We start from the raw sequence: 13,363 nt of genomic DNA on the forward strand, positions 1-13,363 counted from the left end.
GTTCCAGGGCGGGGGAGGCGGGGGCGCCTTCCGAGGCCTCGGCGAGGCCGCGCAGGCGGTCGTGCTGCACGCGCCCCTCAGTGTGGGGATCCTCGTCGCGGCCGTGGGCCTCGCGATCCTCGGCGGTCTCGTCGCCGGCGCGATCGGCGGATGGCGGGCGGCCAGGCTGAGCCCCGCCGAAGCACTGCGGTCCGCCGCCTGACACCCATTCACCCGAACTGGAGACGACAACATGAGCATCATCGAGACCGAGCCGCAGGCGCTGTACCGGCTGACCGACGTCACCCGCACCTACCGGACGAAGGGACGCACGGTCACGGCGCTGGCCGGCGCGACCGCCGAGATCAGGGCGGGCGAGTTCGTCACCATCCAGGGCCCGACGGGCGGGGGGAAGTCCACGCTGCTGCAGCTGCTCGGCGCCCTGGATCGCCCCTCCGGCGGATCGCTCGCGCTCGGGGGCACCGAGCTGTCCACCGCGTCGAACCGCGAACTCGGCCGCTTGCGCGCCGAGGAGATCGGATTCGTGTTCCAGGGCTTCAACCTCATCCCCACGCTGACGGCGAGGGAGAACGTGGCGATGGCGCTCGTGCCGCTCAAGATCCCGGCCGAGGAGCGCCGCGCCCGCGTGGACGAGTCTCTCGCGCATGTGGGCCTCGCCGACCGCGGCGATCATCTGCCGGGCGAGCTGAGCGGCGGCCAGCAGCAGCGGGTCGCGATCGCCAGGGCGATCGTGAAGAAGCCGCGCGTGCTGCTCGCCGACGAGCCCACCGGCAACCTCGACGAGGAGATGCGCGACGAGATCCTGGTGCTGCTCGAGTCGCTCTGCGCAGAGGGGCTGACCCTCATCGTGGTCACGCACGACTCGGCGGTGGCGAAGCGCGCGCACCGTCGGCTGCGGCTCAAGAACGGCCGCCTGACCGAGGTGTGACCCTCCACCGGCGAGTCGTCCCTGTCAGCGGACCCTCTGGGGCGCGCTGACAGGGACGACTCGGATATGGAGAGGCGCTCAGAGCGGGCCGGTGCTCGTCTCGCCCAGCAGCCGGTCGTCGGGCAGCGCCAGGAAGTCGATCGAGGCCTGCAGGGCCAGCGCGTCGGCGAGCCGGCCCTCCGGGCCGTCGATGTGCCCGTTGGCCCGCACCGTCAGCCGCCGCGGCCCGGTGAGCGCGTGGTAGACCGCGAACTGTCCGCGCGGATCGACCGCGGGATCGAGCACGGCGGCCCCGACGTGCACCGGCAGGCGGAGGCGGCGGGCCGCGGTCGCCGCGTCGTGGTAGTCGAGCGTGGAACGTGCCTCGGGATGCGTGCGGAGATGCGTCCGGACGGCCTCTCCGCTCCCGGTGCAGCGCCGGGTGAGCCGGATCGCGTGCGCGCCGAAGCTGGGGACGTCCAGTGCCGCGCGGCGGAAGCGCGCGTCCCACGGAAGCGCCATGGCCCCTATACCGCCGCCGAAGCTGCTGCCGCTGAAGTCGAGGGCGCCCGCGGTGGGAGCAGCCAGGTCCAGCAGCACGGTCGCCGCGCGCCAGACGTCCGCCGCGGCGAAGCGGAGCGAATAGGTGTCCCGGTGCGCGATGCCCGCCAGCACGTGCTCGGCGGGAAGCGCGGGGAAGCGGCTGGGGGCATCGGGGTGGGTCCCCGGCGCGCAGGGGAAGATCGCGGCCGTGTCCGCGGGCACGCGCTCGACGTCGGGGCCCGTGCGGCCCCCGTAGCCGTGCCCGACCACGAGGCCGCGCCGAATGGCGGACGCCGCGTGCGGCACCATGACGAACGCGGTGGCGGGCTCGTTCGCGGAGGAGTCGAAGCGGATCTCGCTCACGCGATGGGTCGGCGTCGCGTCCCCCTCCCGCACGGTCCGCCACGCGACGGCGCCGGTGCCGAACTCCTCGAAGGTCGACTGCCAGAACCGGTCGAAGTCGTCCGGTTCCGGCTGCTCCGGCGTCGGCACGAGCAGTGCTCCGAGTGAATACTCGGTCAGTTCTTCGGGTGTTCCGCCGGGCACCGGCTGACTCCTCACCTGTTGCGTTCCTCCTCGATACTGCCGCGCAGCCGGCATTCGCGTCCTTGCGAGAGGATCCATTGACATCATCGCATATGGATTGCAATATATGCATCATGATTGCAAGGAAGAGTGCGAGAGATGACGAGGGCTCCCTGCAGTGGAGTCGGCGATCCGTGCTGCGCATGCTGGTGATCGCGGGCGTGCTCCCGCCGGTCCTCGGCGCGCAGGCCGGCGGCTCGTCGGCCGCGGCCACCGAGCTCCCCACGGCGACCGGCGCCTACGCGGACGCGCTGCGGCGGCTGGACAAGCCGAACCTGGCGGTGACCCAGGTCGCGCAGCTGGTCGGGACGAACCACCGGATGACCTTCTTCCAGGCCACGTGGGACGGAGGGGCGACCATCGTCCGCGATCTCGAGATCGCGCACGACGGCGGATGGCTCCCCGTGACGGACTCCGCGCACCGCTTCGACGAGCAGTGGGTGGTGTTGAAGGGGGCGCTGCCGTCCGGCAGCGCGCCGGAGCTCTACGGCCCGCTGGCGCCGAGCTGGCTGGGATTCACCTCCTTCCAGGTGCTCGGCCCGCAGGCGATCGAGCTGCGCACCAGCACGGACGACATCGAGCTTGTCGTGCGCTGGCGGCTGGAAGGCGACAATCCGGAAGCCCACCACGTGCTGACCGCGAAGAACGCCGGGGACTACATCGTCGGCTATCAGAGCCAGGACGCCCGGTCGCTCGACGATCTCGACGAGGTGCTGTGCGGTTCGTACCAGCACGCGCTGTCGGTCCTCGACGGCTCGGCTCCGCTCGGGGCATGGGAGCTGTTCGCCCCGATGGCGCTCACGCAGTACGCCGTTGCAGGGATCCCGATCACCTCCGGCGTCTACCTGCCCTCCGAGGTCGCGGAGTTCGTGCACGAGCGGCAGCTCATGTCGGACCGACAGCCCTACGGCATGAGCCTGCGCAACGACAGCCTCGACCTCGTGCCCTGCATGTACTCGCCGCAGCCCGGGCTCCGCACGGCGATGGCGGCAGGGGAGGAGCGCGGCTTCGCGTTCGGCGTGGCCGCCCAGGCGGGCGCCCTCTACGACGCGTACACCGCGCTGTGCCGCGGCGAGTACGGGCTCACGGCATATCGGCGCAACGTCTACGAGCGATCGCTGACCGACGCCGTGCATGCGATGGCGGACCTGATCGCCGTCGAGCCTGCCGGGGACGACTCGACGGACTACATCCCGTCCTTCTCCGGCTGGTGGAACCGCGCCAAGGGCTTCGTCGACGTGGAGAACGAGGACGCCGTCCGCACTGCTGCGAGCGGGGTGGTGCTCTCCGCGCACTATCTCACGGGCAAGACCGGCGGCACCCTGTACGACCGGCGCGCTCGCCCGCTGATCGAGTACCAGGTGTCGCGCAAGGGGATCGGGCACTCGCCGGTCATCGGCAGCCCGGTCTACAACGACAAGACGCAGTACCGGCTCGGCCGCATCCCCACGGATGCGGTGAACCTGACGGCCCTCTACCAGCTCACCCACGGGCGGAACGCGGGGATCCAGCGACTCGCGGTGCAGGCCACGAAGTCCGGCGTCGTGGGGCAGAGCCGTGCGCCCTTCGCCGTCCCTCTCGCGACCTATCGGGCCACCGGGGATCCCGCCTATCTGGCGGAGGCGAGCCTGATCGGCCGCCGCTACGTGCAGGAGCAGATCCTCACGCCCTATCGCGGCAACGGCCAGCCGCCGGGCGGCTTCGCCTACAGCTTCTCCAAGTACTGGGTCGACCTGCTCGAGCTGTTCGAGGTGACCGGGGAGGCGGTGTTCCTGGAGGGAGCGCATCGCGAGGTGCAGCGATTCATCACGCAGACCGCGGTGCGGCCGGTGCCGGACCAGACCGTCACGGTTCCGGTGGGCCACGTGATCACGCAGCAGTACGACTGGGAGTCCCGCTCATCGCTGCCGCCGTATCCGGTCACGGGTGTGGCGACCGAGACCGTCCCGGCCTGGTACGTCTCTCCCTCGGGTCTCACCTTCGAGGCGCTCTCGTCGTTCAAGCTCGGGGTGAGCGCCGTGACGGATCCCGGCGGAGGGTACGTCTTCAATCCGTGCTGGGCCGGCGCGCTGCTGCGCCTCGCCCACCACACCGGGGACTCGCTGCTGGCCGACGTCGCGCACAACATGGTGATCGGCAGATTCACGACGTACCCCGGCTACTACGGCCGGCAGTTCCAGGTCGCGCACATGAAGCCGGACTTCGCCACGAGCGGTCCCGTCGGGATCACCGGGTACTACTTCCATCACGCGCCGGCGCAGCTGGGTCTCGCCATGGACTATCTGATCAGCGAGAGCTTCTACCGCAGCTCCGGCAGCATCGAGTTCCCGCACGTCTTCGAGGCGGACTTCGCCTACTTCAAGTTCTTCGCCTACGGCCACGCGCCCGGCTCGTTCTTCGGCGAGACCGGGGTGTGGCCGTATTTCCCGGCGGGCCTGATCGGGCTGGACAACCCGCTGATCAACTGGATCGCCGGCGTGGGCAACGGCGCGCTCTACCTCAGCCTCACGAACTCTGCGTCCGACGCCCAGCAGGTCGTCGTCGACCTCGCCGGCGAGCTGACCGGACTGCCGCGCACCGCAGCGCCGGCGGTCGAGGTGGTCGCCGCGGACGGCACCCGCTCCTCCCAGGCCGCGGTCGACGGCCGGGTCACGGTCACCGTGCCGGGGCACGGACTGCTCGCTCTGATCGTCCGGGATGTGGCGGTGCAGCGGCCGGGGCTGCCGTTCGACGACATCGCCGACCACGGTCCTGACAGCTTCCGCGAGGTCGATTCGGATCCGGCGACCGACTACGGACTGGTCCGCGGGATGCTGCTGGTGCGCCCCGGCGGGCAGGGGTACGACGCGTACGTCCAGATCGACACGGAGCAGCAGGCGACGCTCTCCTACCGGATCGGCGGACAGGCCGCGCAGCAGGCGCCCGCCAAGGGGTATCCCTACGAGTGGACGATCCCGGTGGACGACCCGGCGAAGACGTTCGCCTATACGGTCTCGGCCAGCGGGGCGACCACGGCCGAGGTCACGCTGCGCCTGCCGGCCCGGCTCGCCGGCCCCGGCACGGAGGTCTCGGGCGACGTGGTCGCCCAGGCCACGGGCACGGCAGGCGACCGGGTCCCGCTGATCATCGAGGTGCGCAACGGGACGGCGCAGCCGATCGCCGGCAGCGTCGGGCTGACCCTGCCGAGCGGGTGGCAGCTCGACGGCACGGTGCCGGCGATCACGGCTCCCGCGCACGCGACGGTCCGCGTGGAGGCCGCGGTCGTGATCGCGTCATCCGCCGCGCTCGGGGAGGTTCAGGTCGCCGGATCCCTGTCGGTGCCGGGGGCGACGCCCGTCACGCTGAGGCCCGCGTCGATCGAGGTGATCGATCGGCGCCGGCTCGTCTCGCTCGCATCGGACACCGAGGTCGCCAGCGGCCCAGGGGCGACGGTGAAGCTGACCGCCCTGGTGATCAACACCGGCGTGACGCCGCTCCAGGGCACGCTCGCCCTCTACGGCGCCACCGGCTGGACCATCGATCAGCGGGACGCGGCCGTCGTCGTGCCGCCGCGCTCCGATCTGACGCACACCTGGACCGTGACGGCAGGGGTGGGCGTCGCTCCGGGATCGAGCACGCGATTCGAGGCGAGGCTGGATCAGACCCTGCGCCGAGGGGTCCTGGTGCGGATGGCCGACGAAGGCGTGATCGTGCACACGCAGTCGCCCTGGCCCGGGTACCTCGAGACCGGACGGTGGTATCCGAGCGGTCTCTCCGGCTGGAACGGGACGCGCACGCGGTACAGCGACACCGATTCCGTCGGCAGCACGGTGACCTGGAAGGCGGACCTTCCGCAGCCGGGTCTCTACCGCGTCTCGGTCTGGTACCCGACCAATCCGACGACGACCACGTCGGCGGCCTACGTCGTCGAGCACCAGGGCGGCAGCAGCGAGGTGATCGTGGACCAGACCCAGGGCGCGGCCGCCTGGCGTGTGCTGGGCACCTTCCGCTACGACGCCGGCGCTCCCGGCGTCGTGCGGCTGGAGGTCCGCAGCACGAGCATCCACCGGGTCAGCGCCGCGCAGTTCGTGCGGGTCGGGGATTGACGAAAGAGGGGTGGACCGGAGCGCGGCTCCGGTCCACCCCTCTTTCGGGTGCTGTGCGGTCAGCGCCGGACGAACTGCGCGACGGCCGCCTCGTCCACCGTGACGCCGAGCCCCGGGCCGGTGGGGACGATGAACCCTCCATCCGGTCGCACCTCGAGCGGGGTGGTCAGGATGAGGTTGGCGACGGGCAGCGTGAACGGCTGGTACTCGAAGGCGAGCAGCGAGGTGGCGCTCGCCGCGACGTGCACCCCCGCGGCCATGGCGAGGCCGAAGGCGGCGGAATGGTGAGGTGCGACCTGCGCGTGGAACGCGTCCGCGACCGCGGCGATCGCGAGGCCCTCGGTGATGCCCGTACGGCCGATGTCGGGCTGCGTCAGGCCGACAGCCCTGCGGGCGAGCCAGTCGGTGAACTCGAAACGGCTGCGCATCGCCTCGCCGATCGCGATCGGCGTCGCGAGCGACGCGGCGAGATCGCGGTGGCCCTCGACGTCCTCCGGCGCCAGCGGCGCCTCGAAGAACCAGGCCCTGCGGTCGTCCAGCTCGCGCCCCAGGGCTTTCGCCTCGCCGAGCCGGTAGGTCCAGTGCGCGTCGAGCGCGAGGTCGAGATCCGGGTGCACCGCACGGATCGCGTCATAGGTGGCGAGATCGGTGCGGATGTCGGTGCCGAGATGCAGCTTGATCCGCCGCACGCCGGACTCGACGAACGCCGTCGCCTTGTCGACGCGCTCGGCATCGTCGTTCCCGCGGATCCCGGAGACGTAGGTCGGCAGGATCTCCGCGAAGCGGCCGCCCGCGAGCTCGGAGACGGAGAGGCCCGTCGCATGCCCCCAGAGGTCCCAGAGCGCGATGTCGACCGCCGCCATGGCATCCGCCTGGTGCCCGGTGAGATGCCCGCGCTCGCGCATGGACTCGGTCATCCTGTGCCAGAGCGTCCGCACGGATCGCGGATCCTCGCCGAGGATGAGCGGGGCGAGCAGGTGATCGACCACCGCAGCGACCACCTCGGGGGCGACGGGGGCGAGTGCTTCGCCCCACCCGACGAGCCCCTCGTCGGTCTCGATCTTGACGAGGAGCGTCTCGTAGCCGGGGGAGTACAGGCTCCGCCACGGCGGCCGGATGACGTAGCCGCGATGGGCCACGCCCGTGTCGCCCGCATAGGAGTCATCTGCATCCTCCCTCGACAGGAAGAGGGGGAACGTCTGGACGCGCGTGATCTTCACAAGGGTCTCCGAAGACAGTCGTGGGGGAGGAGGCCGACGGCGTCTGCCGCGGCGATGAGCTTCAGGGCGCCGCGATCGGATCGCGGCGGCAGGTCAGAGCGCCGCGAAGGCGCTCGCGGAGCGGGAGGGGCTGTAGCCGAGGGCGACCGAGATCTCGTCCGCCGCCTCGATGAGCTGCAGTGCGAGCTCCTGGTGCGGGGCGTGCAGGTCGAGCACGGAGAGAGGTCCGCTCGCCGAGAGCGCCGCGACGATCTCGCCCGCCCTGTTGTGGATCGGCGCCGCGATGCAGGCGCGCCCGAAGGCGAGCTCCTCGATCTCGGTCGCGTATCCACGGCTGCGGCTCTCGTCGAGCGCGACCTGCATGGCGTCGCGGTCGACGATCGTGTGCGGGGTGAAGCGCTGAGGGGAGTGCTCGAAGTATTCGTCGACCTTCTCGGACGTCATTCCGGACAGCAGGGCCTTGCCGAGGCCCGTGGCATGCAGGGGGCCCGTGCGTCCGGCCATCGCGAACGACTTCGGGGCGAGCGCGCCCTCGAAGTTGCAGAGGTAGGTGAAGGTGAAGCCGCTGAGCTCGGCGACGTTCACGCCGATCTCGATCCGGCGGGCCAGGTTCTGCGCGATCTGCCGCGACGCGCGGAAGATCGGCGAGCCGTTGAGCGCGATCGTCCCGAGGGCGACCGCCGCCGGCCCGAGCCGGTACAGACCGGTCCGGCCGTCCTGGACGACGAACTTCATCCGGTCGAGGGCCGACATCATGCGGGAGACGGTGGACTGCCCGAGGCCCGTCAGCGTGCAGAGCTCGGAGACCCGCAGCTCACCCGACTCCTCGGTGAAGCAGGCGAGCAGGGACATCGCCCGCTCCACGGTCTGGGTGCCCCCCACCGATTCCGATGCCATCGCGACTTCTCCTCCCAGCGGCCACCGCATCTGCGAAGCCGTTGCCAGTCATCCTAATGAGACTGTTGATGCCAGGCAAGGCAAATGTGGGTGTCTTATGCATTTTGTGGATTTCGCATCCGCATTGTGGTTGACTGACTGCACGTCATCGTCGACGACTGCGACGACGACGTGCAGGGGACCGCAGGGTCCACCCCACCCGGAAAGTGAATGCCATGCCACAAGCCACCCTCGAGCGGCCAGAGATCCGCGAGCAGGTCCCGCCGCCGCGCTCGGGACGCCGCTCCACGCTGGGCGCGAAGGACCGCACCTTCGGTTTCATGATCGCACTTCCTGCGGTCCTGCTGTTCCTCGTGATCGCGATCTTCCCGCTCGTCTCGAGCATCGGCACCAGCCTCTACGACCAGTCCCTGCTGCGTCCGGAGCGCACGTTCGTCGGCTTCGACAACTACGCGCTGATCTGGGACGAGTTCGTGGCGAGACTCGGTACGACGCTCGTGTTCGCCTCGCTGTCCACGGTCTTCCCGCTGTTCCTCGGCGTCGCCCTTGCGATGCTGCTGAACTCCCGGATGCGCGGCCGCACCGTCCTTCGCGGCGCGCTGATGCTGCCCTGGCTGCTGCCGGGCGTGGTCGTGTCGTTCCTCTGGGCGTGGATCTTCAACGACAGCTACGGCGTCGTGAACCACATCCTGACGCTGCTCGGCCTGCCCGAGATCAGCATGCTCGGGAATCCCGTCGGAGCGATGGCCGCCGTGATCATCGCGAAGACCTGGCACTCCTTCCCCTGGATCATGGTGGTCGCGCTCGCCGTGCTGCAGACGCTGCCCAGCGAGCAGATCGAGGCCGCGACGATCGACGGCGCGACCCGCGCTCAGCGCTTCCGCTACATCTCGCTGCCGCACATCGCGGGCCCCGTCACGCTCGTCGCCGTGCTCGAGTTCATCTACAACTTCGGCAACTTCGACACGATCTTCGTCATGACCGGCGGGGGGCCAGGCAACTCGACCACGACCCTCGCCGTGAGTCTCTACCACCTCGCCTTCGGCAGCTACGAGCTCGGCAAGGCCTCCGCGATGGGGGCGCTCTGGCTCGTCCTGCTCGCGATCATCTCGAGCGGATACCTGCTCCTCAACCGACGACTGGAGAAATGATGCGCCGCAACCGCGACGTCGGCGAGGGGATCATCCGCCCTCATCTGTCCGTCCCCGGGCGCGTGGGCCTCATCGTGCTCGCCCTGTTCGGCCTGCTTCCGGTGTACTGGCTCACGGCGACGGCGTTCACGAAGAAGGAGGACGTGTTCGCCCAGAACCGGCCGTTCTTCCCCGTGGATCCGACGATCGAGAACTTCGTCGGCTTCTTCCAGAACGACGCCCTTCTGAAGAACCTCGGCAACAGCATCATCGTGTCGAGCGGAACCGCGCTGCTGGCCGTGCTCGTCGGCGGGCTGATGGCCTACTCGCTCTCGAAGTTCCGCTATCGCGGACGCAACGCGATCATGTTCATGTTCCTCATCGGTCAGCTGATCCCCGGTGCGCTGCTGCTCATCTCGCTGTATCTGATGCTGAGCTCCGCCGGCCTGCTGTACACGTATGCGGCCCTGATCCTCTCGTTCACGACCTTCACGCTGCCGCTCACCGTCTTCCTGCTCAAGGGGATCATGGACGGCCTTCCGGACGACATCCTCGAGGCCGCGAAGGTCGACGGGCTCTCCCGGACCGCCACCGTGTTCCGGATCGTCTTCCCGCTGGTCGTGCCAGGGCTCATCACCGCCGCGATGTTCGCCTTCATGCGCGGGTGGAGCGACCTCCTCTTCGCGCTCACGCTCGCAGGTCCCGACAAGCAGACGCTGCCGGCCGGCCTCACGCAGGCGTTCATCCACGAGGGCACAGCGGACTGGCCGGCGCTCATGGCGGCCTCCCTGATCACCTCGCTCCCACTCGTCATCATCTTCGTCGTCCTCCAGCGCTACTTCGTCTCCGGCCTGGCCGCCGGAGCGGTGAAGGGCTAGCCGCTTGTCCCCGAAACACCCTGATTCCCGATCTGTCCCTGAAGGAGCTGTGCCCATGAACATCCCGAACTCGCAGTTGAGTCGTCGCGCCTTCCTCGGCGGCGGCACCGCCCTGGCCGCTTTCGGCGTCCTCGCGCTCGCCGGCTGCGCGACCCCGGCCGCGACGCCCCCCGGCGCCACGGCGAATGCCGCGACCAAGGCCAAGACCATCAACTTCTACGGCAACTCGCTGGGCGAGGAAGCGCTGAAGCCGGCCTGGCAGGGGATCATCGACGGGTTCTCCAAGGACGCAGGGGTGACCGTCGCGCCGGTGATCTACCCGTACGACCAGGCCGCCACCCAGCTCGCGCTCACGGGCCGCTCCGGCAAGCTCCTCGGCGTCGGCCAGTCGGGCGGGTGGCAGGTGCTCACTCCCATGGACCTGCTCGCCGATCTGACCGAGCTGGCCAAGGGCCTCGGGATCCCCCAGGGCGTCCTCGACTCCTACACCAAGGACGGCAAGCTGCTCGTGCTGCCGCTGACCGCTTCGGGCATCGGCATCGCCACGAACGGCGAGATCGCCAAGAGCGTCGGGATCAAGTCCGGCATGACCGTCGAGCAGTTCGCGACGGCGCTCGAGAAGATCAAGGCGCAGGACTCCTCGCTGATCCCGTACGCGGCCGTGACGAAGAACCCTGACCTGAAGGACGCCGTGCACTGGATGTGGGGCTTCGGGAGCGAGGTCGTCACGGATGATCTGAAGTGCACGATCGGCGACGCGGCGAGCGTCAAGGCCATCACCTGGTACAAGTCCCTCATGGATGCGGGACTCACGCAGACCAACGTCGCCCGCAGCGACGCCCGGATCCTGTTCGCGAGCGGGCGGGCGGCGCTCTACGACGATGCGCCGCTCGTCCCGACCTTCCTCAAGAAGAACGGCGCGGCGCAGAACATCGTCGACAACGTCAGCGCGATCTCGCGCCCCACGGTCGACGGCAAGAAGTCGTACAACCGCGCCTGGGGCAGCGGCCTGTTCGCGACGGCCGGTGAGGGCGAGGTCACGAGCCGCGAGTTCATCAAGTACGCGGCGACCGATGTCGCGGCGGCGACGGCGCTGTACGAGCGGTCCGCCGTGGCGCCCGCGGCGAAGAGCGTCGCGGACAAGATCCCCGCGCTCGCGGCGGACAAGTTCCAGGGGACGTTCCGCACCCAGGTGTCGGAGCACGCGCGGGCCGCGGCCTGGGATCGCGTCGCGGTGACGGCGCAGATCGACGCCGCGATCGGCGGCGGTGTCGCGACCATCCTCGCCGGCCAGGTGGATGTCCAGGCCGGTCTCAACGCCCTGAAGAAGGAAGTGCAGGGGCTGCTCGACTCCAACTCCTGAGCCTCGAACACGAATGCCGCGCCGGAGGATCTCCGGCGCGGCATTCGTGTTCGTTCGGAACGGTGGTCAGAGCCAGCGGTCACGCAGCACCGGCTTCAGCCACGAGGCCGGGGAGGACATGGAGAGCCCCCCGTCGACCGGGATCGTCGCTCCGGTGATGAACGACGCGCCCTCCGACGCGAGGAAGGCGACGACCGATGCGACCTCCTCCGGGCGCCCGATCCGGCCCAGCGGGTAGCCTTCGGTCTCGCCGGTGTCGGCGGCGGAGATGCTCCCCGGCTGCACCGAGTTGACGCGGATCCCGCGGGGCCCGTAGTCCAGCGCGAGCTGCCGCATGAGCGCCTCGACGCCGGCCTTGGCCGCGGCGTACGCGGGCAGGGAAGGAGCCGCGAGCGTGGCATTGACCGAGGTGACCGCCACGATCGACGAGCCCGGCGCGAGCAGCGGCAGCGCCGCGCGGGCGACGAAGAACGCCGAGTCGAGGGTCGCCCCGAGCGCCCCGCGCCAGTCCTCGTCGCTCGTCGCCTCCGCACGGCCGATCGGCATCCGCGCCGCCGCGAGAACGACCACGTCGATTCCTCCGAGAGCGGCCGCCGCGTCGGAGACAGCCGTTTCCGCGCCTTCCGGGCGGCTGCAGTCGGCGACGAGGAAGCGTGCGAAGGCCGGATCGACGGTCGGCTCCAGTCCCACGCCGACGACGGCGTCGCCGCGCTCCGCGAACGCGCGCGCGATCGCGATGCCGATGTCGGATCCGCCGCCGATCAGCAGCACACGACTGCTCACACGCGCACCGCGGTCGGCAGCGGAGGAAGGGCGAGCTCCTCGAGGACGAGGTGCACGGCGGCACGGCTGCCGGCGTCGAGGCGGGCCGCCGGGTAGCGCACGGTGGCGTGCTCGATGATCCCGCGCGCCACCAGCACCTCCTTGTGCACCGCCCACGCGATGCCGCCCTGCAGTCCGATCAGCACGAGAGGGAGCATACGACGGAAGCCCGCGCGCGCCTCTTCGACGCGCCCCGCGACGAAGTCGGCCAGCACGGGGCCGAGCAGGTCGGGGAACTCGCAGGCCGGCATCGTGCCGACGGCGCCGCGCGCGTACTCCTCCAGGCAGAACTGGGCGTTCTGGCCGCCGAGCACGGCGAAGTCCGTCCCGCCGAGCGCATCGACGACGGCCCCGACCTTGGGGGCGGTGGGCGGCGCCTCGACCTTGACGGAGTCGACGCCGTCGAGACGGGCGAGCTCGGCGATGAGTCCCGGCGTCATGGCGACGCCGGTGACACCGGGGGCGTCCTGCACCATGACGGACAAGGAGGTGGATCCCGCGACCTCTCCGTAGAAGTCGACGAGCGTGGCCGCGGCCGGCTTCACCATGAACGGCGGAAGCACCATGAGCGCGTCGGCGCCGCCCTCCTCCGCGAGGAGGGCCTGCTCGATCGACGTCGCGGTCGAGGTGCCGTTGACGCCGGCGATGACGGGGACGCGTCCGCCGACGACCGAGACGACATCGTCGAGGATCGCGCGTCGCTCCTCCGTCGTCAGCGCGAAGCCCTCGCTCGCCATCCCGAACACGGCCACGCCGTCGACGCCGGAGGCGAGTTCGAAGTCGACCAGTCGCCGGAGGCCGGCGCGATCGAGCGCGCCCGCCTCATCGAACGGCGTGGCCAGGATCGGCATCAAGCCGTGGAGGGTGGAAGTCATCGGCAGGTTCCCCGCTTCATCATCGGATCGCTATTCGCGCAAGAGGTATGCATATTGT

Annotated in this window: 10 protein-coding genes and 1 pseudogene; 6 read left to right on the forward strand and 5 right to left on the reverse strand. The window is 70.2% G+C overall.

Annotated elements, in window-relative coordinates:
- Both RS86_RS01445 and RS86_RS01450 read left to right on the forward strand, forming a co-directional pair.
- Positions 1-202: pseudogene (locus RS86_RS01445) on the forward strand (ABC transporter permease); the annotation flags it as partial.
- Between the two features lie 30 nt (positions 203-232).
- Positions 233-928: an ABC transporter ATP-binding protein gene (locus RS86_RS01450; protein ID WP_152642029.1), complete on the forward strand. Its 696-nt coding sequence runs from the start codon at positions 233-235 to the stop codon at positions 926-928.
- 78 nt (positions 929-1,006) lie between these two features.
- On the opposite strand, the gene RS86_RS01455 is transcribed toward RS86_RS01450, so the two are convergent.
- Positions 1,007-1,996: an acetylxylan esterase gene (locus tag RS86_RS01455; protein ID WP_045270436.1), complete on the reverse strand. Its 990-nt coding sequence runs from the start codon at positions 1,994-1,996 to the stop codon at positions 1,007-1,009.
- Positions 1,997-2,169: 173 nt separating this feature from the next.
- Here RS86_RS01455 and RS86_RS01460 point away from each other — a divergent pair, with 173 nt between their 5' ends.
- Positions 2,170-6,120 carry a hypothetical protein gene (locus RS86_RS01460; RefSeq protein WP_045270437.1) on the forward strand — a complete coding sequence of 1,317 codons (3,951 nt, stop codon included), beginning with the start codon at positions 2,170-2,172 and terminating at the stop codon, positions 6,118-6,120.
- Positions 6,121-6,179: 59 nt separating this feature from the next.
- Here the strand turns inward: RS86_RS01460 and RS86_RS01465 are convergent, their stop codons facing one another.
- Complete coding sequence (locus tag RS86_RS01465) at positions 6,180-7,340, reverse strand: mandelate racemase/muconate lactonizing enzyme family protein (RefSeq protein WP_082076479.1); 1,161 nt, start codon at positions 7,338-7,340, stop codon at positions 6,180-6,182.
- A 93-nt stretch (positions 7,341-7,433) separates the two neighbouring features.
- Positions 7,434-8,237 carry an IclR family transcriptional regulator gene (locus tag RS86_RS01470; RefSeq protein ID WP_045270438.1) on the reverse strand — a complete coding sequence of 268 codons (804 nt, stop codon included), beginning with the start codon at positions 8,235-8,237 and terminating at the stop codon, positions 7,434-7,436.
- A 215-nt stretch (positions 8,238-8,452) separates the two neighbouring features.
- On the opposite strand from RS86_RS01470, the gene RS86_RS01475 reads away from it, so the two are divergent.
- From RS86_RS01475 to RS86_RS01485, 3 genes are read left to right on the forward strand one after another with little or no spacing between them, the layout of a single operon-like run.
- The gene (locus RS86_RS01475; RefSeq protein ID WP_045270439.1) at positions 8,453-9,388 is read left to right on the forward strand and encodes a carbohydrate ABC transporter permease; all 936 of its coding nucleotides are present in this window, start codon (positions 8,453-8,455) and stop codon (positions 9,386-9,388) included.
- Positions 9,385-10,245, forward strand: coding sequence for a carbohydrate ABC transporter permease (locus RS86_RS01480; protein ID WP_235281562.1), 861 nt, complete (start codon positions 9,385-9,387; stop codon positions 10,243-10,245). The genes RS86_RS01475 and RS86_RS01480 overlap by 4 nt, the downstream gene beginning before the upstream one ends.
- 55 nt (positions 10,246-10,300) lie before the next feature.
- The gene (locus RS86_RS01485; RefSeq protein ID WP_045270440.1) at positions 10,301-11,608 is read left to right on the forward strand and encodes an ABC transporter substrate-binding protein; all 1,308 of its coding nucleotides are present in this window, start codon (positions 10,301-10,303) and stop codon (positions 11,606-11,608) included.
- A 66-nt stretch (positions 11,609-11,674) separates the two neighbouring features.
- On the opposite strand, the gene RS86_RS01490 is transcribed toward RS86_RS01485, so the two are convergent.
- Positions 11,675-12,391: an SDR family NAD(P)-dependent oxidoreductase gene (locus RS86_RS01490; RefSeq protein WP_045270441.1), complete on the reverse strand. Its 717-nt coding sequence runs from the start codon at positions 12,389-12,391 to the stop codon at positions 11,675-11,677.
- Positions 12,388-13,305, reverse strand: a complete 918-nt coding sequence (locus RS86_RS01495) for a dihydrodipicolinate synthase family protein (RefSeq protein WP_045270442.1) — start codon at positions 13,303-13,305, stop codon at positions 12,388-12,390. Before RS86_RS01495 ends, RS86_RS01490 begins: the two co-directional genes overlap by 4 nt.
- Positions 13,306-13,363: the final 58 nt, after the last annotated feature.

Origin of the sequence: Microbacterium azadirachtae (genome assembly GCF_000956505.1) — a bacterium.
GTDB lineage: Bacteria > Actinomycetota > Actinomycetes > Actinomycetales > Microbacteriaceae > Microbacterium > Microbacterium azadirachtae_A.

Coding starts and splice junctions, on each gene's coding strand:
- RS86_RS01450 (WP_152642029.1), top strand. CDS start 233: ATGAGCATCATCGAGACCGAGCCGCAGGCGCTGTACCGGCTGACCGAC.
- RS86_RS01470 (WP_045270438.1), bottom strand. CDS start 8,237: ATGGCATCGGAATCGGTGGGGGGCACCCAGACCGTGGAGCGGGCGATG.
- RS86_RS01475 (WP_045270439.1), top strand. CDS start 8,453: ATGCCACAAGCCACCCTCGAGCGGCCAGAGATCCGCGAGCAGGTCCCG.
- RS86_RS01480 (WP_235281562.1), top strand. CDS start 9,385: ATGATGCGCCGCAACCGCGACGTCGGCGAGGGGATCATCCGCCCTCAT.
- RS86_RS01485 (WP_045270440.1), top strand. CDS start 10,301: ATGAACATCCCGAACTCGCAGTTGAGTCGTCGCGCCTTCCTCGGCGGC.
- RS86_RS01495 (WP_045270442.1), bottom strand. CDS start 13,305: ATGACTTCCACCCTCCACGGCTTGATGCCGATCCTGGCCACGCCGTTC.